Origin of the sequence: Pseudomonas sp. 102515, assembly GCF_031085165.1 — a bacterium.
Lineage (GTDB): Bacteria > Pseudomonadota > Gammaproteobacteria > Pseudomonadales > Pseudomonadaceae > Chryseomonas.
Genome location: NZ_JAVHTY010000001.1, coordinates 1,250,263 through 1,274,611 on the forward strand (window position 1 = coordinate 1,250,263; position 24,349 = coordinate 1,274,611).

The 24,349-nt window shown below is 65.4% G+C and carries 27 protein-coding genes; 3 read left to right on the forward strand and 24 right to left on the reverse strand.

The window, feature by feature from the left end; all coding sequences use genetic code 11:
- Window positions 1-44: 44 nt before the first annotated feature.
- The 4 genes from RCF34_RS05745 to RCF34_RS05760 all read right to left on the reverse strand — a co-directional run bounded on the left by RCF34_RS05745 (window position 45) and on the right by RCF34_RS05760 (window position 4,027).
- Window positions 45-590, reverse strand: coding sequence for a hypothetical protein (locus RCF34_RS05745; protein ID WP_308707285.1), 546 nt, complete (start codon window positions 588-590; stop codon window positions 45-47).
- Window positions 591-695: 105 nt separating this feature from the next.
- Window positions 696-2,129 carry a PLP-dependent aminotransferase family protein gene (locus RCF34_RS05750; protein ID WP_308707286.1) on the reverse strand — a complete coding sequence of 478 codons (1,434 nt, stop codon included), beginning with the start codon at window positions 2,127-2,129 and terminating at the stop codon, window positions 696-698.
- 216 nt (window positions 2,130-2,345) lie between these two features.
- The gene (locus tag RCF34_RS05755) at window positions 2,346-3,275 is read right to left on the reverse strand and encodes an FAD-binding protein (protein ID WP_308707287.1); all 930 of its coding nucleotides are present in this window, start codon (window positions 3,273-3,275) and stop codon (window positions 2,346-2,348) included.
- The gene (locus tag RCF34_RS05760) at window positions 3,275-4,027 is read right to left on the reverse strand and encodes an electron transfer flavoprotein subunit beta/FixA family protein (RefSeq protein WP_308707288.1); all 753 of its coding nucleotides are present in this window, start codon (window positions 4,025-4,027) and stop codon (window positions 3,275-3,277) included. The genes RCF34_RS05755 and RCF34_RS05760 overlap by 1 nt, the downstream gene beginning before the upstream one ends.
- A 292-nt stretch (window positions 4,028-4,319) precedes the next feature.
- Between RCF34_RS05760 and RCF34_RS05765 the strand changes: the two genes are divergently transcribed.
- A complete protein-coding gene (locus tag RCF34_RS05765; RefSeq protein WP_308707289.1) occupies window positions 4,320-5,969 on the forward strand; it encodes an electron transfer flavoprotein-ubiquinone oxidoreductase in 1,650 nt (549 codons plus the stop codon).
- A 33-nt stretch (window positions 5,970-6,002) separates the two neighbouring features.
- Here the strand turns inward: RCF34_RS05765 and RCF34_RS05770 are convergent, their stop codons facing one another.
- The 4 genes from RCF34_RS05770 to RCF34_RS05785 all read right to left on the reverse strand — a co-directional run bounded on the left by RCF34_RS05770 (window position 6,003) and on the right by RCF34_RS05785 (window position 8,951).
- Window positions 6,003-6,563 carry a DUF1285 domain-containing protein gene (locus tag RCF34_RS05770; RefSeq protein WP_308707290.1) on the reverse strand — a complete coding sequence of 187 codons (561 nt, stop codon included), beginning with the start codon at window positions 6,561-6,563 and terminating at the stop codon, window positions 6,003-6,005.
- Window positions 6,564-6,574: 11 nt separating this feature from the next.
- Window positions 6,575-7,189, reverse strand: coding sequence for a DUF4823 domain-containing protein (locus tag RCF34_RS05775; protein ID WP_273807815.1), 615 nt, complete (start codon window positions 7,187-7,189; stop codon window positions 6,575-6,577).
- Between the two features lie 87 nt (window positions 7,190-7,276).
- Window positions 7,277-8,245: a radical SAM protein gene (locus tag RCF34_RS05780; protein WP_308707291.1), complete on the reverse strand. Its 969-nt coding sequence runs from the start codon at window positions 8,243-8,245 to the stop codon at window positions 7,277-7,279.
- 64 nt (window positions 8,246-8,309) lie between these two features.
- The gene (locus RCF34_RS05785; RefSeq protein WP_007160588.1) at window positions 8,310-8,951 is read right to left on the reverse strand and encodes a TetR/AcrR family transcriptional regulator; all 642 of its coding nucleotides are present in this window, start codon (window positions 8,949-8,951) and stop codon (window positions 8,310-8,312) included.
- 171 nt (window positions 8,952-9,122) lie between these two features.
- Here RCF34_RS05785 and RCF34_RS05790 point away from each other — a divergent pair, with 171 nt between their 5' ends.
- The gene (locus RCF34_RS05790; RefSeq protein WP_308707292.1) at window positions 9,123-10,253 is read left to right on the forward strand and encodes an aminotransferase class V-fold PLP-dependent enzyme; all 1,131 of its coding nucleotides are present in this window, start codon (window positions 9,123-9,125) and stop codon (window positions 10,251-10,253) included.
- Window positions 10,254-10,469: 216 nt separating this feature from the next.
- Here RCF34_RS05790 and RCF34_RS05795 read toward each other — a convergent pair whose 3' ends face one another.
- The 13 genes from RCF34_RS05795 to RCF34_RS05855 form a co-directional block, all read right to left on the reverse strand.
- Window positions 10,470-11,252 (reverse strand): TatD family hydrolase, encoded by a 783-nt coding sequence (locus RCF34_RS05795; RefSeq protein ID WP_308707293.1) that lies wholly within the window; start codon window positions 11,250-11,252, stop codon window positions 10,470-10,472.
- Between the two features lie 56 nt (window positions 11,253-11,308).
- Window positions 11,309-11,665 carry a PilZ domain-containing protein gene (locus RCF34_RS05800; protein WP_017641886.1) on the reverse strand — a complete coding sequence of 119 codons (357 nt, stop codon included), beginning with the start codon at window positions 11,663-11,665 and terminating at the stop codon, window positions 11,309-11,311.
- Window positions 11,666-11,704: 39 nt separating this feature from the next.
- On the reverse strand, window positions 11,705-12,688 hold the full coding sequence (locus tag RCF34_RS05805) for a DNA polymerase III subunit delta' (protein ID WP_308707294.1): 984 nt from the start codon (window positions 12,686-12,688) through the stop codon (window positions 11,705-11,707).
- On the reverse strand, window positions 12,681-13,319 hold the full coding sequence (gene tmk / locus RCF34_RS05810; RefSeq protein ID WP_308707295.1) for a dTMP kinase: 639 nt from the start codon (window positions 13,317-13,319) through the stop codon (window positions 12,681-12,683). Before tmk ends, RCF34_RS05805 begins: the two co-directional genes overlap by 8 nt.
- Window positions 13,316-14,374, reverse strand: coding sequence for an endolytic transglycosylase MltG (mltG, locus tag RCF34_RS05815; protein WP_308707296.1), 1,059 nt, complete (start codon window positions 14,372-14,374; stop codon window positions 13,316-13,318). Before mltG ends, tmk begins: the two co-directional genes overlap by 4 nt.
- Window positions 14,375-14,377: 3 nt before the next feature.
- On the reverse strand, window positions 14,378-15,190 hold the full coding sequence (gene pabC, locus RCF34_RS05820; protein WP_308707530.1) for an aminodeoxychorismate lyase: 813 nt from the start codon (window positions 15,188-15,190) through the stop codon (window positions 14,378-14,380).
- Window positions 15,190-16,434 (reverse strand): beta-ketoacyl-ACP synthase II, encoded by a 1,245-nt coding sequence (gene fabF, locus RCF34_RS05825; RefSeq protein WP_308707297.1) that lies wholly within the window; start codon window positions 16,432-16,434, stop codon window positions 15,190-15,192. The genes pabC and fabF overlap by 1 nt, the downstream gene beginning before the upstream one ends.
- 137 nt (window positions 16,435-16,571) lie before the next feature.
- The gene (gene acpP, locus RCF34_RS05830) at window positions 16,572-16,808 is read right to left on the reverse strand and encodes an acyl carrier protein (RefSeq protein ID WP_007160597.1); all 237 of its coding nucleotides are present in this window, start codon (window positions 16,806-16,808) and stop codon (window positions 16,572-16,574) included.
- A gap of 167 nt (window positions 16,809-16,975) precedes the next feature.
- Entirely contained in the window at window positions 16,976-17,719 is a 744-nt protein-coding gene (fabG, locus tag RCF34_RS05835; RefSeq protein ID WP_308707298.1) for a 3-oxoacyl-ACP reductase FabG, read from the reverse strand.
- A 15-nt stretch (window positions 17,720-17,734) separates the two neighbouring features.
- Window positions 17,735-18,670 (reverse strand): ACP S-malonyltransferase, encoded by a 936-nt coding sequence (gene fabD, locus RCF34_RS05840; protein WP_308707299.1) that lies wholly within the window; start codon window positions 18,668-18,670, stop codon window positions 17,735-17,737.
- A gap of 82 nt (window positions 18,671-18,752) precedes the next feature.
- Window positions 18,753-19,742, reverse strand: coding sequence for a phosphate acyltransferase PlsX (gene plsX / locus RCF34_RS05845; protein ID WP_374941162.1), 990 nt, complete (start codon window positions 19,740-19,742; stop codon window positions 18,753-18,755).
- Between the two features lie 6 nt (window positions 19,743-19,748).
- Window positions 19,749-19,931, reverse strand: a complete 183-nt coding sequence (gene rpmF / locus RCF34_RS05850) for a 50S ribosomal protein L32 (RefSeq protein WP_007160601.1) — start codon at window positions 19,929-19,931, stop codon at window positions 19,749-19,751.
- Window positions 19,932-19,941: 10 nt separating this feature from the next.
- A complete protein-coding gene (locus RCF34_RS05855; protein WP_308707301.1) occupies window positions 19,942-20,469 on the reverse strand; it encodes a YceD family protein in 528 nt (175 codons plus the stop codon).
- Between the two features lie 99 nt (window positions 20,470-20,568).
- Between RCF34_RS05855 and RCF34_RS05860 the strand changes: the two genes are divergently transcribed.
- Complete coding sequence (locus RCF34_RS05860; RefSeq protein WP_308707302.1) at window positions 20,569-21,147, forward strand: Maf family nucleotide pyrophosphatase; 579 nt, start codon at window positions 20,569-20,571, stop codon at window positions 21,145-21,147.
- 21 nt (window positions 21,148-21,168) lie between these two features.
- On the opposite strand, the gene sppA is transcribed toward RCF34_RS05860, so the two are convergent.
- From sppA to rluC, 3 genes are read right to left on the reverse strand one after another with little or no spacing between them, the layout of a single operon-like run.
- Complete coding sequence (gene sppA / locus RCF34_RS05865; protein WP_308707303.1) at window positions 21,169-22,161, reverse strand: signal peptide peptidase SppA; 993 nt, start codon at window positions 22,159-22,161, stop codon at window positions 21,169-21,171.
- Window positions 22,154-22,840, reverse strand: coding sequence for an HAD-IIIA family hydrolase (locus tag RCF34_RS05870; RefSeq protein ID WP_308707304.1), 687 nt, complete (start codon window positions 22,838-22,840; stop codon window positions 22,154-22,156). Before RCF34_RS05870 ends, sppA begins: the two co-directional genes overlap by 8 nt.
- The gene (gene rluC, locus RCF34_RS05875) at window positions 22,833-23,786 is read right to left on the reverse strand and encodes a 23S rRNA pseudouridine(955/2504/2580) synthase RluC (RefSeq protein ID WP_308707305.1); all 954 of its coding nucleotides are present in this window, start codon (window positions 23,784-23,786) and stop codon (window positions 22,833-22,835) included. Before rluC ends, RCF34_RS05870 begins: the two co-directional genes overlap by 8 nt.
- Window positions 23,787-24,349 lie beyond the last annotated feature (563 nt).

Here is a 24,349-nt window from a genome sequence, read left to right on the forward strand (position 1 = left end):
AAGTTCCGAGCCGGCGTTCAGCAAGGCCCCCTGGCAGCAACGAACTAGCGCCGAAAGCGCAATTCGACCTCCGCCCCTTCGAAGTCGTCGCTGCGATCCCTGCTGATCACCCGACCGCCCAGTTCGAAACGACCGGGGTCGTCTTCCTTGCGGAACAGCTGCGGCAGCAGAGCCGCCTCCGCCACGCTATTTTCGGTCCGTTTGGATGTCAAGGGATGCGACCTCAAGGCCGGAGGCGTATCGGCCTCCCTGGGTACGCTGAGGTCGAGCGGATGGGCTGGAGCCGACGTGGCCTTGGGCGCGGCAGGCTTCTTGAGTTGACTGTTCTTGGCCAGATCCTGCTTTTTCGGGGGTGGTGCGGGTAGTACAAGTGCCTTGGCCGGTAGCGGATCCAGCCGATAGGCGCGCAGATCGGCAGCGCTGCCCTGGGGCTCGCCGGCCATCGACGACTTTGGCGCCTCGGGAGCCGGAGCAGTTGCGGAGGGTGCCTGGGTCGAGGGTACCTTGGTCGTGGCGGGCGGTGACTCGTTATCACACCCCGCCAGCAGCAGGGGCACTGCCAGCGCCATCATTGCCAGGTATCCACGCATAGGCCCACCACTCAAGGCACCGCGCCTGGACCGGAGCGGCAGACGCGACAGGAGTCAGTCAATACAACCGACCTTCCCGCCCGGCGGCGGGTTCCGGGGGCGCCGCTAGGCGGCCAGGCTTTCCTGGCAGAGCTGACGGGCGAGCAGGCCCAGGGTCATCAGCGCCCGCTGGGCATCGCGCCCCCAGGGCAGCCCGCAATTGAGGCGGATGCAATGGTTGAACTGGTCGGTGTTGCTGAAGATCATGCCCGGCGCGATGCTCACCCCCTGGTCCAGGGCACGCTGGTGCAGCAGGCGCGTATCCACCCGCACCGGCAGGCTGACCCAGAGGATGAAGCCGCCATTGGGCCGACTCATCTGGGTACCCTCGGGGAAGTGCTCCTGGATCGCCAGCTGGAAGGCGGTCATGTTGCGCCGGTACTCTTGGCGAATGGCGCGCAGATGACGATCATAGCCGCCGTTCTCCAGATAGGCGGAGACGCCCATCTGGGTCACGCTGCAGGCGGAATGGGTGGTGAAGGTCTGCAGGCGGCAGATGTCGTCCTGGTAGGGCCCGGCCACCACCCAGCCGATGCGGACACCGGGCGAAATGGTCTTGGAAAAGCTCGAGCAGTAGATGACCCGACCCTGCTTGTCGAGCGCCTTGAGCGCCTTGGAGCCACTGTCGTAGGTCAGCTCGCCATAGATGTCGTCCTCGACGATGGCGATGTTGCGCTCGGCCGCCAGCCTGAGCAGCTGCTTCTGCCGCGCCTCCGGCATGCTGCCCCCCAGGGGATTGCTCAGCCGCGCGGCCACCACCAGGGCCTTGACCGGCCACTGGCTCGCGGCCAGCTGCAGCGCCTCCACGCTGAGCCCGGTCTCCGGATCGCAGGGGATCTCGATCACCTTGAGGCCCAGCACCTCGGCCAGTTGCAGCAGCCCGTAGTAGGACGGCGATTCGGTGGCGATCAGGTCGCCCGGCTTGGTCAGCACCCGCAACGACATCTGCAGCGCATCCACGCAGCCGTGGGTGATCACCACCTCTTCCGGGCCCACCACCACCCCCGCATCGCGCAGGCGGATGGCCACCTGGCGGCGCAGGGGCTCGTAGCCCGGACTGTGCAGATAGGAAAAGGCCGCGCGGGCCTGGAAACGGGTCACCTTGGACAGCTGCTGGTGCAGGGCCCGCAAGGGCAGGTAGTCGGGCTGGGGCACCGCCATGCCCAGGGGTACCACGCCTTCCCGCCGCGATTCCGCCAGCACCTGGTTGATGATGCCGGCACGGGTCACCAGACTCGGCCGCTCCACCGTGGCGATGTCCGGCGTCGGCGCGGTCAGCGCCGGGGTCTGGTGCACATAGAAGCCCGACTGCGGCCGGGCACGGATCAGCCCCTGGTCTTCCAGGGTGGCATAGGCCTGCAGCACGCTGGCGTGACTGACGCCCAGCTGCTGGCTCAGCTTGCGCACCGAAGGCACCCGTTCGCCGGGCTTGTAGACCCCCGTGCGGATGTCGTTCGCCAGTTGCTGGGCGATGCGCTGATAGAGCAACAGATTGGTCATGGCGTCTTCCTGGACGAAAGCGGAACAGTAGCAGGCTACCCTGAAGGTATACCGGTACAGCTAGCCTGACCTTAACCCTTCCCTTCCCGGGGCGGCAATGTCCAAAAACGACAAGGAACCGGCGCCCCCCTCCTTGACGCCAGGGGCTCTGCCAGAAGGCTTGCCGCGCCCATGAAAAAGCCCGCCAAAGGGCGGGCTCTTGCACGCGGATGGGCCTCAGATAGCCTTTTCCAGCTCGGGGATCAATTCGAACAGGTCACCCACCAGGCCGTAGTCGGCCACCTGGAAGATCGGCGCCTCCTCGTCCTTGTTGATGGCGACGATCACCTTGGAATCCTTCATGCCCGCCAGATGCTGGATGGCACCGGAGATACCGACGGCGATGTACAGCTGGGGCGCGACGATCTTCCCGGTCTGGCCGACCTGCATGTCGTTGGGCACGAAGCCGGCGTCCACCGCGGCGCGCGAGGCCCCCACCGCTGCGCCCAGCTTGTCGGCCAAAGCGTAGAGGATCTTGAAGTTGTCGCCATTCTGCAGACCGCGACCACCGGAGACCACCACCTTGGCGGCGCCCAGTTCGGGACGATCGGACTTGGCCAGCTCTTCGCCGACGAAGCTGGAAACACCAGCGTCCTTGACCAGGCTCACGGCTTCGACGGCGGCGGAACCGCCTTCGGCGGCGACCGGATCGAAACCGGTGGCGCGCACGGTGATCACCTTGACCGGCGCCGTGGAACGCACGGTGGCGATGGCGTTGCCAGCATAGATCGGCCGCTTGAAGGTGTCGGCGGATTCGACGGCGATGATCTCGGAGATCTGGTCGACATCCAGCAGCGCGGCCACGCGCGGCAGGAAGTTCTTGCCATTGGTGCTGGCGGCGGCCAGTACATGGCTGTACTGGGCGGCCAGCTCGACCACCAGCGGCGCGACGTTTTCCGGCAACTGGTGGGCATAGGCGGCGTTGTCGGCCAGCAGCACCTTACTGACGCCAGCGACCTTGGCAGCAGCCTCGGCGACCGGCTGGGCGTTCTGGCCGGCGACCAGCACATGGATGTCGCCGCCGATGGCCTGGGCCGCGGCAACGGTGTTCAGGGTAGCGCCGAAGAGGTTGGCGTTGTCGTGGTCGGCAATGACGAGAATGGCCATCAGATCACCTTAGCTTCGTTCTTGAGTTTTTCGACCAGCTCGGCCACGGACTTGACCTTGATGCCCGCCTGACGACCCGCCGGGGCTTCCACCTTGACCACCTCGTAGGAGGCTTGCACCGCCACGCCCAGGGCGTCCGGGGTCAGGGTTTCCAGCGGCTTCTTCTTGGCCTTCATGATGTTGGGCAGCGAGGCGTAGCGCGGCTCGTTGAGACGCAGGTCGGTGGTCACCACCGCCGGCAGCTTGAGCGCCACGGTCTGCAGACCGCCATCGATCTCGCGGGTCACGTTGAGGCCGTCAGCGGCTTGCTCCACCTTGGAGGCGAAGGTGCCCTGGGCGAAGCCGGTCAGGGCCGCCAGCATCTGGCCGGTCTGGTTGTTGTCGCTGTCGATGGCCTGCTTGCCAAGGATCACCAGCTGGGGCTGCTCCTTGTCCACCACTGCCTTGAGCAGCTTGGCGGTGGTCAGCGACGACAGCTCGGCGCTGCCGGTGTCGATCAGCACGGCGCGGTCGGCGCCCAATGCCAGGGCGGTACGCAGTTGTTCCTGAGCCTGGGCGGGACCCGCGGTCACGACCACGATCTCGCTGGCGATACCCTTTTCCTTCAGGCGCACCGCTTCTTCCACGGCGATCTCGCAGAAGGGGTTCATGGACATCTTGACGTTGGCCAGGTCGACACCGGTCTGGTCGGCCTTGACGCGGACCTTGACGTTGTAGTCCACCACGCGTTTGACAGCTACGAGAACCTTCATGAATCCCTCGATTTATTCGGGTGAATAAACAGGACGCCAAGGCGGCCTTGCGTTGGACACGACCCCTGTCGGCCCACACCTTGTTGCAAATTCTTCTTATGTTGACCTCCACGGCAGCAGGGGTCAACGCGACAGTCCGTCAGGGGCCAGTACTGCCGAGTCTAACAGGCTTGCAGAAAATTTAAACAAACGTTTGAATGGGTGCCAGGGAGCACGCCGGATATAATGAAGTCTTTTGTTGCACCCCTACATAAATAACCAGATCGTGAGTTTTGCCTGAGGAGAGTGAGCCGTGGAACGCGAATACATGGAATTCGACGTGGTGATCGTCGGGGCCGGCCCCGCGGGCCTGTCCGCGGCCTGTCGCCTCAAGCAGCAGGCGGCCGAAAAGGGCCAGGAGATCAGCGTCTGCGTGGTCGAGAAAGGCTCCGAGGTCGGTGCCCACATTCTCTCCGGCGCGGTCTTCGAACCCCGCGCCCTGGACGAGCTCTTTCCCAACTGGAAGGAACTGGGCGCGCCTCTGAACACCCCGGTCAAGCGTGACGACATCTACCTGCTCAAGGACGATCGCCAGGCGACCAAGGTGCCGAATTTCTTCGTGCCCAAGCCCATGCACAACGAGGGCAACTACATCATCTCCCTGGGCAATCTCTGCCGCTGGCTGGGCCAGCAGGCCGAAGCCCTGGGCGTGGAGATCTATCCGGGCTTCGCCGCCCAGGAGCCGCTGATCGATGAGCAGGGCGTGGTGCGCGGCATCATCACCGGCGACCTGGGCGTGGATCGCGAAGGCCAGCCCAAGGACGGCGTCTACACCCCGGGCATGGAGCTGCGCGGCAAGTACACCCTGTTCGCCGAAGGCTGCCGTGGCCATCTGGGCAAGCAGCTGGGCCAGAGATTCAAGCTTGGCGAAGGCGCCGATCCGCAGCACTACGGCATCGGCATCAAGGAGCTGTGGGAGATCGATCCCGCCAAGCACGAGCAGGGCCTGGTGATCCACACCTCCGGCTGGCCGCTGGACAAGGAGAATCCGGGTGGTTCCTTCCTCTATCACCTGGAAGACAACCAGGTGGTGGTCGGCCTGATCGTCGACCTGGCCTACAGCAATCCGCACCTCTCGCCCTATGACGAATTCCAGCGCTACAAGCACCACCCGGTGGTGGCCCAGTACCTGGAAGGCGGCAAGCGCGTCTCCTACGGCGCCCGCGCCCTGGTCAAGGGCGGCCTGAATTCCCTGCCGAAGATGGTCTTTCCCGGTGGTGCCCTGATCGGCTGCGACCTGGGCACCCTCAACCCGGCCAAGATCAAGGGCAGCCACACCGCCATGAAGTCCGGCATGCTCGCCGCCGACGCCATCGTCGCCGCCCTGGCGGCCGGGCGCGAAGGTGACGAACTCCAGGGCTACGTCGATGGCTTCAAGGGCAGCTGGCTGCAGGAAGAACTCCATGCCAGCCGCAACTTCGGCCCGGCCATGCACAAGTTCGGTCCGCTGCTCGGCCCGGCCTTCGCCTTCGTCGAGCACAACCTGCTGGGTGGCGCCCTGCCCTTCACCCTGCACGATCGGCGCATGGACCATACCTGCCTGAAGAAGGCCGACGAGGCGCCGCGCATCAGCTATCCCAAGCCGGATGGCAAGCTGAGCTTCGACAAGCTGTCCTCGGTGTTCCTCTCCAACACCAACCACGAGGAAGACCAGCCGGTTCACCTGAAGCTCAAGGACCCCTCGATTCCCATCGCGCAGAACCTGCCGCTGTACGACGAACCCGCCCAGCGCTACTGCCCGGCCGGGGTCTACGAGGTGGTCCGCGATGGCGGCGAGCCGCGCTTCCAGATCAATGCCCAGAACTGCGTCCACTGCAAGACCTGCGATATCAAGGACCCGGCGCAGAACATTACCTGGGTGGCGCCGGAAGGCAGCGGTGGCCCCAACTACCCCAACATGTAAGCGCAAGGAAAGGGCCCCCGAGGGGCCCTTTCTTCATTCAGTGGGTGCGACGGGAAAGAAGGTGCCGCGACTCCAGAGGCCGAGCCAGGATCGGCCCTCATGACCACTCTCCTCGACCCTCTCCATCAACCGGTAGAACACCGCCCGATTGAGCCGCGCTTCCAGGCCGCCACGCACCCGTACATAGGGGGTAGGCTGGTCATCCTGTTCCGCGAAGCGCAGCGGATGCTCGGCATCGACGGCGACCCTGTCGCCCACGTTGGTGACCAGATCCAGGGTCTGCGCCTTGCCACTGCCACTCCATTCGACATCCACGGCAAGAAAGGGCACATCCTCGACCTGGATACCCACGCACTCCACCGGCGTGACCAGCACATAGCGCTCGGGATCACGACGCAGAATGGTGGAGAACAGGCGCACCATGGCCGGCCGGGTGATGCGCGTGCCCTGGTGATACCAGGTTCCGTCGCGGGCGATGCACATATCGATCTCACCGCAGAACGGAGGATGCCAGAGGTCCACCGGCGGCAGACTTCCTTCTCCGCCCGCTGGCAGTTGCGCCAGCAGGTTGCGCGTCACATCGGCCTGGCTCACGTCTCTCTCCTCTAGCGACTGCCCAACCCCAGCAGCCGTTGGGCATATTCATTGAGCGCCGGCCCGAGCAGGTCTTCCGGGCGCTCGTCATAGAACGTCAGGAAGCCGCCACGACTGCGGATCCGCGCCGTGTCCACCAGGCGGAAGGTAGCGGTCTCCACCAGCATCATCTGCACGACGCTACGATCGCGCCCGACCCGTCCGATATCGTCCTGATCTTCCCATTCCTCCCAGGTACCGATGCGATCGTCTGCGCCGGCGAAGCGGGTATAGAGCACATAGTGAGCCCCGAGCTGCCGGGCCTTGGCCATGGCCTCGTCGAAGCCCTCCGGCTTGTCCGCCCGGCGCACCCGGGGGAAATACTCCACGAAGCCCTTGAAGGCCTCTTCCGCCACCACGTTCGGGCGGGCATAGGGATGGCCCACGGGCACGAAGGCACCTTGGGCTATGTAGATGTAGGAGTCGGCCTGCAGCCGAAAGTTGTTCAGCCGCTGGGTCTTGCTGTAGTCGAGCAACCCGGCGTCGCGCAGGTGGTACTCGACACCGGATGCCATGTCGCTGACGTTCATGCAGCCACCCAGGCAGGCCAGCAGCACGGAAATGAATAGAAAACGCAGTTTGACCATGAAGAGCAGACCCCTGTCCGGCGCCAAGTTGTCGTCGATACAGGGGCCTTAGCAGCTTTCGCGCCAGTTCGAAGCACAGCCGGTAGATCAGCCGCCGATGATCTTCATGACGGTCACGCCCCCCGAGAAGGCCACCTCCTGCTTGTCGCCCAGGGCCTTGACCAGCAGCCGCTGCAGCGCCGGCAGGGCCAGGTGACGCGGCTTGTCCAGCAGATCGCCGACGTAATGGCGATTGCTAGACGACAGGCAACCGTGCAGCCAGCCCGTGGACGACAGCCGCAGCCGCGAGCAGGTCCGGCAGAAGGGCACGCTTTCATTGGCGATGACGCCGAAGTGGCCGCCCGACTCGACGCGATAGCGCAGCGCCGTGGAATCCACCGGTGCATCCGCCTGCACATAGACATGGCGCGAACCTATGATCTCCAGCAATTCGGCCAGGGGCACCAGTTGGTTGTTGAAGGTGGCGGGATTCTTGGCCAGGTGCCCCATGCGCATCAGCTCGATGAACCGGAGTTCGAAACCCCGCTCCAGGCAGTAGTCCAGCAGCGGCAGCACCTGGTCGAGGTTCTGGCCGCGCAGGGGCACCATGTTCACCTTGATCTTGAGGCCGGCGGCACGGGCCGCTTCGAGACCGGCTAGCACCGTGGCCAGATCGCCTCCCCGCGCCAGACGCGGAAAGGCTTCGGCATCGAGGGTGTCGAGGGAGACGTTGAGGCGACGGATGCCGTGATCGATGAGGAAATCCAGCTTGCGTGGCAGCAGCTGACCGTTGGTGGTTAGGCTGATGTCCTTGAGGCCGAGCTGGGAGACACGGGAGAGAAAGGGTTCCAGCCGCGGCGTGACCAAGGGTTCGCCCCCGGTGATGCGCAGCCGCTCGATACCGGCGGCATCGATGAGGTATTCCACACCCCGGGCCATGGTTTCGGCACCGAGTTCGTCCTGCGCCGCCACGAGCCGCTTGCCGTTGGGCACGCAGTACGTACAGGCATAGTTGCAGGCCGCCGTGAGGCTGATCCGCAAGTTGCGAAACGCCCTACCCTGGCGGTCGACGATCATCTTGGGGGTACTCCAGTGGGACAAGAGAAAAGGGATGGCGCGGCATCCCTGCCTCTATCGGACCCTAGGATCGGACAGGCGTTTCGACGTCTCGCTTGCGGCGGTTGCCCATGCGCACGCCGATTTCCATGAGGAACTGGAAGAAACCTTCCTGATCCTCCAGCACGTCGCGCCAGAACGGCGAATGGTAAAGGGCCACGGCCCCATGCACCAGCGCCCAGGCGGCGCAGTAATGGAAATAGGGCGGCACGTCCTCGAGCTTGCCTTCGTCGATGCGACCTTCGATCAGGCTGGTCAGCCGCTGGAAGTTGGAGGTGCGGATACTGTGCAGCTGCTCGACCAGTTCGGGCACCTGACGCGTCTTGACCACCTTCTCCTCGAGTCGATCGAACAGGCGATAGCGCTGCGGATCGCTCATGCGGAACTCGAAATAGGCGCGGGAGAGCGCTTCGCGGTCGCGGGCGACGTTGTCCGACTGGAACAGCTCGGCCAGGTCCCGCTCGTAATCCAGCATCAACCGCAGATAGATCTCGGCCTTGGAATTGAAGTGCTTGTAGATGGTGCCTTTGCCGATACCGACCGCCTCGGCGATCATCTCGACGGTGACGCTGTCTTCTCCTTCGGAGAGAAACAGCTGCAGGGCGGTATCGAGGATTTCCTGTTCGCGGCGACGGAACTCGCGGACTTTGCGGGATTCTTTCTGCATGGCAGCCCACTTGTTGTTTTGAAAAGGGATAGGGCCTTCGAATCGCCAGTCACCCCTCGGCATACCGGCACTTCGTCACACCTTGGGCGAGCTGCACCGAAAGCATCGGTGAACCGCGCGGGCGCGCCCCTTATTATGCCCCATCACACCCAGATTGCACGGATCGAGTCAATGTCTTCCTGGAAGCACGAATTCCCTCAGGCCTACGCCATGAGATACCTCAACCACGCGGCCGTGGCCCCGTGGCCCAAGCGCGCCGCGCAGGCCGTCACCGAATTCGCCGCCGAAAACTGCCAATACGGTGCGCGCAACTATCCGACCTGGCTCGTCCTGGAGCAGCGCCTGCGCGATCGCCTGACCCGCCTGCTCAATGCGCCGTCCAGCAGCGACATCGCCCTGGTGAAGAACACCTCGGAGGCGCTTTCCTTCGTCGCCTTCGGCCTCGACTGGCAGAGCGGCGACCAGGTGGTGATCAGCGACGAGGAGTTCCCTTCCAACCGGGTGGTCTGGGAAGCCCTGGTCCGCTTTGGCGTCGAGGTGGTGGAAGTCAGCCTGGGTGACACCCCCGAGGCCAATCTGCTGGCCGCCTGCGGCCCGCGCACCCGACTCATGGCCATCAGCGCCGTGCAGTACGCCAGCGGCCTGCGCCTGGACCTGCCCCAGCTGGGCCAGGGCTGCGACGCCAAGGGCGTACTGCTGTGCGTCGATGCCATCCAGCAACTGGGCGCCCTGCCCTTCGATGCCCAGGCCTGCAACTGCGCCTTCGCCATGGCCGACGGTCACAAGTGGATGCTCGGCCCGGAAGGCCTGGGGGTCTTCTATTGCCGCGCCGATCTGCGCGAGCAGCTGAAGCTGCACGAATACGGCTGGCACATGCTGGACAACGCCGGCGACTACAGCCAGCGCGAATGGCAACCGGCCAGGACGGCGATGCGCTTCGAGTGCGGTAGCCCGAACATGCTCGGTGCGGTGGCCCTGGAGGCAAGTCTGTCCCTGCTGGAAGATGCCGGCATGGAACAGGTCGGCAAGGACCTGCTGGCGCGGATCGAGCTGCTCGACAGCCATATCCGCCGCCTGCCCGGAGCCGTCCTGCACTCACCGGTCACTGCCGAGCGCCGCTCGGGCATCCTCACCTTCTCGCTCGAGGGCTGGGACAACCGCCAACTGTTCGAACGCCTCAAGACCGCCGACGTGGTCTGCGCCCAGCGGGGTCCGGGCATCCGCCTGTCGCCGCACTTCTATACCAGCGAGCACGTGCTGGAACAGACGCTGGATCTGGTCGGGGCGCTGGCGCGCTTCTAATGGCCCGAAAGGCCCGGGATAGCCAGTGTCGGGACAGTGCTATTCCAAAACTGTTTAAAAAACGTCCAATCCCGACTGGACCTTTCCCCGAGCTGACCAATACTCAAGTGACTGGCCGTGTCGACCCCCGCGGCGCGGACCAGGGAGGCGGCTCTCCGTCCAGGCGAACCGCTGGTCCGGCCCGGGTATCCCAGGATACCCGGGCCATTTTTTTACCTAGAGGGTGGCGCGGGGAAACAGCCGGCGGAAGTTGGCCGTGGTCTGCTCGGCCAGGGTCTCCAAACTGACGCCTCGCACGTCGGCCAGGCACTGGGCGACCTCGACCACGAATTGCGGCAGGTTGGCCTTGCCGCGGTGGGGCACCGGAGCCAGATAGGGCGAATCGGTTTCCACCAGCAGGCGATCGGCCGGCACCTGGCGCGCGACGTCGCGCAGGTCGGCGGCATTGCGGAAGGTCAGGATGCCGGAAAAGGAAATGTAGAAGCCCAGGTCCAGCGCCGCCTTGGCGGTTGCCCAGTCCTCGGTGAAGCAGTGCAGCACCCCGGCGCCCGGCAGGTCAGCGGCGCCCAGCATGGCCAGGGTGTCGGCCCGCGCCTCGCGGGTATGGATCACCAGCGGCAGCGACGTGCGTCGGGCCGCTTCGAGGTGCAGGGCGAAGGAGCGCTGCTGGATCTCGGCGGTGTCCGGCTGATAGTGATAGTCCAGCCCGGTCTCGCCGATGGCGGCGACGCGGGGATGGGCCAGCCGTTCCAGCAACCAGTCGAGATCGATGGCGCTGCCCTGGGCGGCATCCAGCGGGTGGATGCCCACGGCGCAGTGGACGTCGGCATAGCGTTCGGCCAGGGCCTGCACCGTGGGGGCGTTGCCGGCATCGACGCCGATGCAGAGGAACTGGCTGACGCCCCGGGCGCGCGCGGCATCCAGCGCTGCGTCCAGGGAGCCGTCATGGAGGGAGAGATCGAGTCGATCCAGGTGACAGTGGGAGTCGACGAAGTGCACGAGAAATAGCCTTGAATCAGCAGCGACGCCCCGCCCCGAGCGGGACGGCGCAGGCATCACATGGTATGGGTGGGACGGTCCGACTTCAGCGAGCCGGCCAGATAGGTTTCGATCTTGTTGCGCGCGGTATTGTCGCCTTCGTTGAACTGCACGCCGACCCCGGCGGCCCTATTGCCCTGGGCGCCCTTGGGAGTGATCCAGACCACCTTGCCGGCGACCGGAATCTTGTCTGGTTCGTCCATCAGGTTGAGCAGCATGAAGACCTCGTCGCCGAGCTTGTAGGTCTTGCCCGTCGGAATGAACAGGCCACCGTTGCGAATGAAGGGCATGTAGGCGGCATAGAGCACCGACTTGTCCTTGATGGTCAGGGACAGGATGCCATTACGGGGGCCCAGGTTCTGCGGCAAACTCATGAGATTCTCTCGAGACAGGCAATACGGACGCGCGGATCGCTAGCGTCCGGGCACCAGGCCGGCCCAGCGGATCAGCAGCGATTCCAGCAACAATACGCGGTTGAGGTTGGCTTTGCCCAGCACCTTCTGCCGCTCGGCATGCAGCCATTCCTGCAGGGCCAACACCGCCTGGGGCGTGCCCTTCTCGGCCAGGTAACCTAGCACCTTGGCCATGTCCGGTGCGGCTTCGGCGTCCGCGCCACCCCACTGCTGGCGCAGGATGCCGTGGGTCCATTCACAGAACCAGTCGAGCAGCAGCGGCAGCGGCACGGCGTTCCAGCTCTCGGCCAGCTGGCTGGGCGCCGCCTGGCGCTTGAGCAGGCGTTTCACCCCCTCCACCACCAGCGCCCGGCGGGCGAGCACGTCCTCGCCATGCAGGCGCAGGGCCGCCAGCGGCGAGCCGCCGGCCAGCACCAACAACTGGATGCGGATCTCTTCCTCGAGGTCCGGCAGGCGTTCGCCCAGCCAGGCAAGACTCTCGGCGCGCGAGGGCACCGGACAGGCCTGCTGCACGCAACGGCTGCGCACGGTGGGCAGCAGGCGACTCGGCTGGTGACTCACCAGCAGCAGCACCGTAGCGCCCGAGGGCTCTTCCAGACTCTTGAGCAGGGCGTTGGCGGCATTGAGGTTCATCGCCTCGACCGGCTCCAGCAGGATCAGCTTGCGCCCGCCCAACTGGGCGGTCTGGGTGACGAAGTCCACCAGGCCGCGGATCTGATCGACGCGGATGGGCTTCTCGACCTCTTCCGGCTGGATCACGCAGTAATCGGGATGGGTCCCGGCCCTGAGCAGGGAACAGGCCTTGCATTGGCCGCAGGCGGCATCGCCCTGGGGCGCCTGGCACAGCAGCAGGGCGGCCAGGCGCTCGGCCAGGTCACGCTTGCCGATGCCGCGCGGACCATGCAGCAGATAGGCATGGGGATGCTGCCTCCGGGGCGAGATCCGCGCCCAGAGGTCCTGCTGCCAGGGATAGACGTCAGCCACCGAGCGTCGGCTCCAGGGTGGCGACCAGGGCGCGCAGCTCCGCCTGCACCTCGGCGAGACTGCGCGAGGCATCGATCAGGCGATAGCGGGCCGGCACGGCCCGGGCGCGATCCAGATAGGTCTGGCGCACCGCCTCGAAGAAGGCGCGCTGCTCCTGCTCGAATCTGTCCAGGGCGCCACGGCGGGCGGCACGGGCCAGGCCGATGTCCACCGGCAGGTCGAAAACCAGGGTCAGATCGGGTTGCAGGTCGCCCAGCACGAAGGACTCCAGGGTGGCGATGCGCTCGACGGGTACGCCGCGACCGCCGCCCTGGTAGGCATAGGTCGCATCGACGAAGCGATCGCAGAGCACCAGGGCCCCGCGCGCCAGGGCGGGCCGGATGACCTGGGCCAGGTGCTGGGCACGCGCGGCGAACATCAGCAGCAATTCGGTATCCACCGCCATGGGCTCGGCCGCCGGCGCCAGCAGGATCTCGCGGATACGCTCGGCCAGCGGCGTGCCACCCGGCTCGCGGGTCAGCACCACCTCGCGCCCGCTGGCGCTAAGAAGTTCGGCGAGATAGTCGCGATTGGTGCTCTTGCCCGCGCCCTCGGGGCCTTCGAGGGTGATGAACAGGCCGTTTGCCGTCATGGGGTTTCCTTGCTGTCGGGCATCTGCGGAGCGGGGCTGGAGCGGTAGTCGGAGCGCCGCTTGAGCTGGAAGTCGCGGACCGCCTGGTTGTGGGCCTCCAGGTCCTTGGAAAAGACATGGCTGCCGTCGCCACGGGCGACGAAGTAAAGGCTGTCGCCGTCCTTGGGATGCAGCGCCGCGTGGAGGGCCTCGCGACCCGGCATGGCGATCGGCGTCGGCGGTAGTCCCGCGTTGAGATAGGTGTTGTAGGGCGAGGGCTCGCGCAGATCGGCGCGGGTGATGCGGCCGCTGTAGCGCTCGCCCATGCCGTAGATCACCGTGGGATCGGTCTGCAGCAGCATGCCGGCCGCCAAGCGGCGGACGAAGACCCCGGCGATCTCGTCACGCTCCTCGGGCACGCCGGTCTCCTTCTCCACCAGCGAGGCCATGATCAGCGCCTGGTAGGCGTCCTGGTAGGGCACCGCGGGATCGCGTGCCTGCCATTCCTGATCGAGCACGGCCTGCAGGCGCTGGTTGGCCTGGCGCAACAGATCGGATTCGCGCTGGCCCTTCACATAGCGATAGGTATCGGGGAAGAAACGCCCCTCGGGATGCTGGCCGTCCAGGCCCAGGCGTTTCATCAGGGCGGCATCGTCCAGCTCCGTGGTGTCGTGCTCGAGCTTGGGCTGCCGCGCCAGGGCGGCGCGTACCTGACGGAAATTCCAGCCTTCTACCACGGTGAGGCCATACTGCACCACTTCGCCCTTGCGCCAGAGGCTGAACAACTGCTCCACCGTCATGCCGGGGGTCAGGCGGTATTCACCGCTGTGCAGCGTCTGCCCGGCCAGATTGAAGCGCCAGTACAGGCGCAGCCAGAAGGCGCCGTCGAGCACACCCTGCTCTTCCAGGCGCAGCAGGCTGCCGCCCGGGGTCGCGCCCTTGGAGATCTCGATCAGTTGCTCGCCGTCGACCTTCAGCGGCTGAATCAGCGCCTGGTGCTGGCGCCAACCGGCCAGGACCAGCAGCAGGCCGCCAGCGGCCAGCAGCGCCGTAAGCAGAGCTCTCGCCTTGCGCATCGGCTATTCCAGAATCTCGTTTATCGAACCTTGCAGTTTACGGGTCACCGGGCCCACGGACCAGTTCGCGGCTGCGTACCGGCGCACGGGCCAGATACCGTACTGGCTGTTGCAGAGGAAAACTTCGTCGGCCCCCAGCAGATCGTCCAGCGCCAGCGGCAGGACCTCGGTCTGAATGCCTTCCTGGGCGGCGATATCGAGCAGCAGACCGCGCAGCACACCGGCCACGCCACAGCCGTCGAGCGCGGGGGTCAGCAGCCGCCCCGCGCGGACCAGGAACAGATTGCTGAACACGCCCTCGATCGGCCTGCCGTCCTGATCCAGCATCAGGCCTTCGGCATAGTCGGTGCCGGTCCATTCCCCACGCGCCAGGACCTGATCGAGTCGATTCAGGTGCTTGAGCCCGGCCAGCAACGGCTGGGTAGCCAGGCGCGTCGTGCAGGGATAGAGGGCGATGCCCTCGGTCGCGCAAGCGGGTGGATAGGCCGGTGTGGGTGAGCCCAGCAGCAGGCGTCGCACCTCGGGTTCAGCCGGCGGGGCATAACCGCGCAGGCCATCGCCACGAGTGAGCAGCAGTTTGGCGACGCCCTCCCCCAGCAACGCCGCATAGGCGCGGATCTCGGCGTCCAGCTGAGCTACATCGCAGGGGATGCGCAGTCGCTGGCAACCCCTCGCCAGCCGCTGCAGATGACGGTCCAGCAAACGGGGCTGGCCCCGGCGTACCGCGATGGTCTCGAACAGCCCATCGCCATAGGCCAGACCCCGGTCGCGTTGCAGACCGGGATCCAGCGGTTGGCCGTTGAGCCAGTCCTGGATCAAGCGTCGAAGCGCCGGAACACCAGACTGCCGTTGGTGCCACCAAAGCCGAACGAATTGGACAGGGCCACTTCGATGGGCCGCTGCCGTGCCTCATGGGGCACGAAGTCCAGATCGCAGCCGTCGCTGGGATTGTCCAGGTTGATGGTGGGCGGCGCCACCTGGTCACGCAGGGCGAGCACCGTGAAGATGGCCTCCACTGCGCCGGCGGCACCCAGCAGGTGACCGGTCATGGACTTGGTCGAACTCACGCTCAGGCGCTTGGCCTGCTCGCCGAACACCTGCTTCAGGGCCGCCACTTCGGCCAGGTCGCCGGCCGGCGTGGAGGTGCCGTGGGCATTGACGTAGTCGACCGCTTCCGGCGCGATACCGGCGTCCTTGAGGGTCGCCCTCATGCAGCGAGCGGCACCCGCGCCGTCTTCCGGCGGTGCGGTCATGTGGAAGGCGTCCGCGCTCATGCCGAAGCCGATCAGTTCGGCATAGATGCGGGCGTCCCGCGCCTTGGCGTGCTCGTACTCTTCCAGCACCAGGGCGCCGGCGCCATCGGACAGCACGAAGCCGTCACGGTCGCGATCCCATGGACGGCTGGCACGGGTCGGATCGTCGTTGCGGGTCGACAGGGCACGCGCCGCGCCGAAGCCGCCTAGACCCAGACCCGAGGTCGCCATCTCGGAACCGCCGGCGACCATGGCATCGGCCTCACCGTAGGCGATGTTGCGCGCCGCCATGCCAATGCAGTGCGTCGCCGTGGTACAGGCGGTGGCGATGGCGTAATTGGGACCCTGCAGACCCAGATGGATCGACAGGAAGCCGGACACCATGTTGATGATGGAGCCCGGTACGAAAAAGGGGGAAATACGGCGTGGACCCTGGGCGAGCAGCGACTGGCAATTCGCCTCGATATTGGTCAGTCCACCGATGCCGGAACCCATGGCGACACCCACGCGCTCGCGATTGCCATCGTTGACCTCGAGACCGCTGTCACGCATGGCCTGGAAGCTGGCAGCGAGACCGTATTGGATGAACAGATCCAGCTTGCGGGCTTCCTTCGCGGACAGGTACTGCTCCACGTCGAATCCCTTGACCGATCCGCCGATACGCGTGCTGAAGGCAGAGACGTCCATATGCTCGATCGGCGCGATACCGCTGCGACCGGCCAGGATGCCTTCCCAGCTGCTCGCCACATCGGCGCCAAGCGGCGATACCATGCCCATACCCGTGATCACGACACGTCTACGCGACACACCCAACTCCTCTTGTCCTTCCGGGGCGGCCACCCCTCTTAAAAAAAGCCGATTGCATCGATCTTGACCTTGGACCTAAAGAAAAGCCGCACGCCCTACAGGACGTGCGGCTTCTTGTGTCCGAAACTGGCGACTACTTATTGCTGATGAGCAACGATGTAGTCGATAGCTTCCTGGACGGTGGTGATCTTCTCAGCCTGCTCGTCCGGGATTTCGGTCTCGAATTCCTCTTCCAGAGCCATCACCAGTTCGACGGTGTCAAGGGAGTCGGCGCCCAGATCCTCGACGAAGGAAGCGCTGTTGGTAACTTCCTCTTCCTTCACGCCGAGCTGCTCAGCGACGATCTTCTTAACGCGTTCTTCGATGGTGCTCATACCGTGTTCTCACTCCTAAAGGAAAAATCCGCACAACGGATTGCGCGTAAGTGTATAGAAAGGGATTTCCGTATTTCAAGCTGACGCGACATCAAGACGTATGCGCGGCCATTGCTGGTCCGACAGTTTACCAGCTTAGCGCAATAGCCGCGCGGGGGTAACGCCGGTCAGCTCATGTACATTCCGCCATTCACGGGGATCGTGGCGCCGGTCACATAGGCCGCGCCCTCGCCCGCCAGGAAGCCGACCACCTTGGCGATCTCGTCGGCCTGACCGAGGCGGCCGGCTGGGATCTGGGTCAGCAGCGCGGTGCGCTGGGCTTCCGGCAGCTCACGGGTCATGTCGGTATCGATGAAACCCGGGGCCACGGCGTTGACGGTGATGTTGCGCGAACCTACCTCGCGGGCCAGCGCCCGGGTGAAGCCCTCGAGACCGGCCTTGGCGGCGGCGTAGTTGGCCTGACCGGCGTTGCCCATGGCACCCACCACCGAACCGATGCTGATGATACGACCCCAGCGACCCTTGGTCATGCCCTTGAGCACGGCCTTGGAGAGACGGAACAGGCTGTTGAGGTTGGTATCGATCACATCGAACCACTCATCGTCCTTCATCCGCAGCATCAGGTTGTCGCGGGTGATGCCGGCGTTGTTGACCAGGATCGACGGCGCGCCGAATTGCGCCTGGACCTGCTCGAGGGCGGCCGCGACGGAGGCGTTGTCGGACACGTTGAGCACCAGACCGGTACCTTCGATGCCATTGGCCTTGAGCGATTCGGCGATGCGCTGGGCGCCCGCCTCGCTGGTCGCGGTGCCGATCACGGTGGCGCCCAGCCGACCCAGTTCCAGGGCGATGGCTTGACCGATACCACGGGTAGCACCCGTGACCAGGGCGACCTTACCTTGCAGATTCATCTCGTTTTCCTCGATTCAAAAAGCCGCGCGCGCGGCGGCGAAGGCGTCGGGGTTGTCCAGGGCCAGTGTTTCCACGCCCTTGACGCATCTCTTGTTCAGACCGGCCAGCACCTTGCCGGGGCCGCACTCCACCAGGTGGGTGACGCCCTGAGCAGCCAGGTACTGCACGGATTCGACCCAGCGCACCGGACTGTACAGCTGGGCCAGCAGATCCTGCTGGAGGCTGGCCAGGTCGGTGTTGACGCCGGCACTGACGTTCTGCACCACCGGAATCTCCGGCTGGCTCCAGGTGCAACCACGCACATCCTCGGCGAAGCGCTCGGCCGCGGGACGCATCAGGTCGCAGTGGGAGGGCACGCTGACCGGCAGGGCCACGGCACGCTTGGCACCCAGGGCCTTGCAAGCCTCGATGGCGCGCTCCACCGCAGCAGCGGCACCGGCGATCACCACCTGACCCGGGGCATTGAAGTTGACCGCACTCACGACTTCACCCTGGGCGGCTTCGGCACAGGCCGCCAGCACCTGGGCATCTTCCAGGCCCAGGATGGCGGCCATGCCGCCCTGCCCAGCCGGCACGGCTTCCTGCATCAGCTCCCCGCGGCGCGCCACGAGGCGTACCGCCTCGGCGAACGGCAGGCTGCCCGCGGCGACCAGCGCCGAATACTCGCCCAGGCTGTGACCCGCGACATAGGCCGGCTTGGCGCCGCCTTCGGCCAGCCACAGGCGCCACAGCGCGATGGAGGCGGTCAGGATGGCGGGCTGGGTACGGTCGGTCTGGTTGAGCGACTCCTGCGGGCCCTGCTGGGTCAGCGCCCAGAGGTCATAGCCGAGGACGGCGGACGCTTCGGCGAAGGTTTCGCCGATCAGCGCGTGGTGCGTGGCCAGCTCACCCAGCATGCCCAGGGCTTGGGAACCCTGACCGGGAAAGACGAAAGCGAGAGAGGCGGACATAGGCAGGTCTCTTGTAGGTCCATTGCCGGCGAAACCGCGGTTCCGCCACTGACAGACTGAGATGTCGGTGTCGACCGGTCGGTCACACCGCTTTCAGAACCGCCAAGTTTAACCGGATCCGCCCGGGGAGATCAGTCTCGACGTCGCGCAGGGCACGCTCGATGGCCTGAACGAGACCGACTTCGCCTGCCGCGCCATGGCTTTTCACCACCACCGCATTCAGGCCGAGAAAGCTCGCGCCGTTGCGCAACTCCGGATCCCAGTGGCGAAAACGCCGGGCCAGCCAGGGCTGCAGCAACCGACGTTCGAGCCAGGAGGCCGTGCCGCTGCGCTCGACCAGCAGGCGCAGCAGCGCCTCACCGGACTTGAGCACGGCATTGCCGGTGAAGCCATCGCAGACCACCACATCCGCCACCGCGGCATAGAGATCGCTGCCCTCGACGAAGCCGATGAAGTCGAAGGCCTGACTCTCGGCGAGACGCCGTGCGGCGTCCTGGATCACCGGCGTGCCCTTGCCCGGTTCGCGACCGACATTGAGCAGCGCGACCCTTGGCCGCGCCAGGCCGCGGGCCTGGGCCGCACCCGCCCCCAGATAGGCGAATTGCACCAGCTGTTCGGCGGTGGTGTCGAGATTGGCGCCGAGATCGAGCAGCAGCGTCTGATGCCTGCCCCGCCCGGGCAGCGCCGACACCATGGCCGGGCGATCGATGCCCGGCAGCGTCCCGAGCAGCAAGCGCGCAAGCGCCATCCAGGCCCCGGTATTGCCGGCGCTCAGGCAGCCCTGGGCGCGGCCTTGCTGCACCGCTTCGAGCGCGGCATGCATGGACGTGCGGGTGCGACTACGCACCACGGCAGCGGGTCGCTCATCGGGCCCGACGAGGCCATCGACGTATTCGAACTGCAGGCGAGCGGCAAGAGAGGCAGGCGGTGACCAGGCCGACAGGGCGTCGCGCTGACCACAGAGAAGGAGATGTAAGGCGGGGAAACGCTCGAGGGCGTCGAGTGAAGCAGGAACAATGCAGCGGGGACCGAAGTCCCCGCCCATTGCATCGATCGCGATGACGATTTCGATCGAGAATTACTCGTCGGAACCTTTGTCGATCACTTTGCGACCGCGGTAGAAACCGTCGGGCGACACGTGGTGGCGCAGGTGAACTTCACCGGTGCTCTTTTCCACGGACAGAGCGTTCGCTTCGAGGGCGTCGTGCGAACGACGCATGTCGCGAGCGGAACGGGATTTTTTGTTCTGCTGAACAGCCATGATTTAACTCCTAAACGTTTGGGTCACGCTTCAACTGCGCAAGTACACTGAACGGGTTGGGTCGCTTTTCCTCGTCCGCCGGCTCTTCGGGCGCCTCGAAACCTTCCGGATGCTGGCAAGCACCTTCTGGATGCACGGGGATGATCGGCAGAGCGAGCAACAGCTCTTCTTCGATCAGACCATGCAGATCCAGGGGCTCTTCACCAACCTCCAGGGCATCGTAACCCTGTGGCAAGGCATCGGCCGACTTCCCTTCCCAGAGCACGGCGAAATCGAATTCGCTGCTAATGGGAAGCACTGCCGGCTCCAGACAACGCTGGCAAATCATCTCGACCTTGGTATCCAGGACACCATGGATGACGAATTGCTTTTGTTGATCACGCCCGAAGTCGAGGACGACGGCAACCGCGCCTTCGGACTTCACGAGCTGCTCGCCGACACGCCGCATGTTCGCGAGAGGCAGCTCACCCTTGAGGGTTACGCCGCGATCCGCCAATTTGCGAGGATCGACCTGAGGTGGAATTGGCCCATTCAACATAAGCGCGCCATTATAGGGACGGCCTTACGGCTGTCAAAGGAAATTAACCCCGAAGCGACTCCGACCGACCTCTGGTCGACCTCGCCCGAGAACAAATTGATGCCTCTCATTCTACTCGCTTCCAGCTCGCCTTACCGCCGCCACTTGCTGGAAAGGCTGCACCTGCCCTTCGCCCACCAGTCGCCGGACATCGACGAGACGCAGCTACCCGGCGAAAGCCCGCGGGCGCTGGTAGAACGCCTGGCCCGAGCCAAGGCCGCCGCCCTGGCCGATCAGCGGGAGCCGACCCTGATCATCGGCTCGGATCAGGCGACCGCCATAGAGGGCGAGATTCTCGGCAAGCCGCTGACTCACGAACGGGCCCATCAGCAGCTGACCCGGGCCAGCGGTCGCACCCTGGTGTTCCATACCGGACTGGCCGTACTGGACAGCCGTACCGGGGAGTGCCGCAGCGAGGTGGTGGATTTCCAGGTGCGCTTTCGCCCGCTGGATGCTGCGACGATCGACCGCTATCTGCGGGTGGAGCAACCCTATGATTGCGCCGGCAGCTTCAAGGCCGAAGGCCTCGGCATCGCCCTGTTCGAAGCCATGCAGGGAGAGGATCCGACCAGCCTGATCGGCCTTCCCCTGATCCGCCTGGCCGCATTGCTGCGCCAGGCAGGACTGCAGGTGCCCTAGGCCACCTGCAGCTGGCACCGGCTAACGCAGCGCCGGACCCTGCCAGCCCATGTAGAGCGCCAGACGCTCGGCGACGCTGGCGCCCAGGCGCTTGGCGAACCGATCAAAGGGCGAGTCCTCCTGGGTGAAGTCCACCAGGCGCTCCTCCTTGACCACATCCCGTGCCACATGGCTGGCACTGCCCAGGCCGTCGATCAGCCCCAGGGTCAGGGCCTGCTCGCCGGACCAGACCAGTCCGGAGAACAACTCGGGATGGCCCTCGACCTTGAGTCGATCGCCACGCCCCTTCTTGACGCTGTCGATGAACTGCTGATGGGTGGTATCCAGCACCTGCTGCCAGAAGCGGGTTTCTTCGGGCTTCTGCGGCTGGAAGGGATCGAGGAAGGCCTTGTGTTCGCCGGACGTGTAGACGCGACGCTCCACGCCCAGCTTCTCCATGGTGCCGACGAAACCGAAGGAAGCCGCCGTCACGCCGATGGAGCCGACCAGACTGGCCTTGTCGGCATAGATGGCGTCGGCGGCGCTGGCCACATAGTAGGCGCCCGAGGCACCCAGGTCGGTGATCACCGCATACAGCTTGATGTCCGGATGCAGACCGCGCAGACGCTTGATCTCGTCATAGATGTAGCCGGATTGCACCGGACTGCCACCCGGACTGTTGATGCGCAGCACCACGCCGCGGGTGTTGCTATCGTCGAACGCCTTGCGCAGGGCCGTGACCACGTTGTCGGCACTGGCCTTCTCGTCGTCGGCGATCACCCCCTTGAGTTCGATGAGTGCGGTATGGGCGCCGGACTCGGCCACCCCGCCCTTCTTGCCCAACGACAGCAGCGGCGTGAACAGCACCAGCATGAGAATCAGGTAGGCAAAGGTCAGCAGCTTGAAAAAGATGCCCCAGCGCCGCGCCCGCCGCTGCTCGCGCACGCTGGCGAGCATGGTCTTCTCGATCAGGGCCCAGGTCTTGTCATCCGCCGGGCGCGTAGGCCCGCTGTCTTCCTTCCACTCGTCAGCCATGCCCAACCTCACTCCTGACCACAACATTGTCACCCAGCCACAGCGCCAGGTCCGCGAAAGCTTCGATCACCAGGCGCGGCCCGAAATCCCTCAGCACCGCGGCCGGCTGGGCGCCATAGGCGACCCCGACCGCAGCGACCCCGGCACGCCGCGCCATTTCCAGGTCGAAGACGGCATCCCCCACCAGCAGGGCCCGCTCCGGCGCCACGCCGCAATGGGCGAGAATCTCCTGCACCATCTGCGGGTCCGGCTTGCCGGCGGCCTCGTCGGCGCAACGGGTGATGTCGAAGAACTCGCTCAGGCCATGCTGCTGCAGCGAACGGGCCAGGCCGCGACGGCTTTTACCCGTCGCCACGGCCAGTTGGTAACCCCGGGCGCGAAAGCGCTGCAACCCACTCAGCACATCGGGAAACAGGGGCGACGCCTGCTGTTCACGGCGGACGAATTCGGCACTGTAGGCATCGCGAAATCCCTCGATCTGCGCCGAAGTGACCAGCTGTGGATAAAGGGTCTGGATGGCCGCCACCAGCTCCAGGCCGATGATGCCCTTGATGGCCACATCGCTGCGCGGCGGCAAGCCCAACTGCTCGGCCGCCACGTGCATCACCTCGACGATCCGGCCGATGGAGTCCGCCAGGGTGCCGTCCCAGTCGAAGATCAGCAGCTGGTAGTCAGGCATCCAGCCGCTCCAGCGTCTGACTCCAGGTACCGTCGACCGGCGCTTCCAGGCGCAACTCACCGCCTTCGGGCAGGGGGATCACCAGACTCGCCGAGTGCAGGAACAGCCGCTTGCCGCCCAGCTCCCGGATCTCCTGGGAAAAGGCTTCATCGCCGTACTTGGGATCGCCGGCGATGGCGTGCCCCGCATGGCGCGCATGGACGCGGATCTGGTGGGTCCGCCCCGTCACCGGTCGCGCCTCGACCAGGGTGGCGAATTCGCCGTAGCGCCGCAGCACCCGGAACTCGGTGAGCGCCTCCTTGCCCTCGTCGTTGACCTCGACCATACGCTCACCGGACCTGAGGGTGTTCTTCAGCAGCGGCGCGCTGATCTTCTTCTTGGCCGCCGGCCAATGGCCGCGCACCAGGGCGTGATAGCGCTTGTCCACGCCGTCGCCGCGCAGGGCTTCGTGCAAGAAGCGCAGCATGCTGCGCTTCTTGGCGATCATCAGCAGGCCCGAGGTATCCCGGTCGAGGCGATGGACCAGCTCGATGTCGCGGGCATCGGGACGCAGCTGGCGAAAGACCTCGATGACCCCGCCGGACAGGCCACTGCCGCCGTGCACGGCGATGCCGGCCGGCTTGTTGATGACGATGAGGGCCTTGTCCTCGTGGACGATGGAGTCCTCCAGGCGCTCGAGCAGCCCCTTGGCCAGGGGTGCCGGCTCGTCGGGCTCGGACAGGCGCAGCGGCGGTACGCGGATCTGGTCGCCGGCCTGCAGGCGGTAGTCGGGCTTGATGCGCCCCTTGTTCACCCGTACTTCGCCCTTGCGCAGGATGCGATAGATGAGGGTCTTGGGCGCACCCTTGAGCTGGGTACGCAGGAAGTTGTCGATACGCTGGCCGGCATAGTCGGCAGGCACATCGAGCAGTTGAACGCCGGTGCTGGGAGAAGGAGGCTTAGTCATCGGCAGATGATAGCAATTTTCCCTTATTTGAAGCACTTAAAGCTTGCTGCTATAGTCCGGAGGCGGTTATCAGTCCTGTCTGGATGGCGCCGCTCGCGAGGCCGTAGATTCCGCCCGCGAACAATAGGCTGCAAATGCAATAGTCACTGGACGTCTGGCCGTCCAGCAGACCGCCGACTCTGCCCAAAGGGGTGAGTGGCGAGCTGCGATCCGCCTGGTAACCAAGGCAGCGGCACCCAGGGTGTCAGCTGTAAAACGACAACCGCTCCGGACCTTGCGGGCGGCACCAGATTCCTGAAGATTGTGTGCAGGATGGAGATGCACAACCAGCGTATCGCGTAGCCTGACAGTACGCCTGCAGCCCGCTTCGCGCCCAGCTTCGGCCAAGGTGACGATCGCAGGTGGAAGCCTCAAGGCCAACGGCCGATGCTCCAACCGCGACACCTGACACGAATCCCGCGACGACCCGGCTGCCCGAGCCTTTCGGCTGTCACGCCCGCACCATGCCTGGTTGATTCCTCCTCTTGTGGAGCTGCAACGGCAGTCGCTCAAGCGCCTGCAGG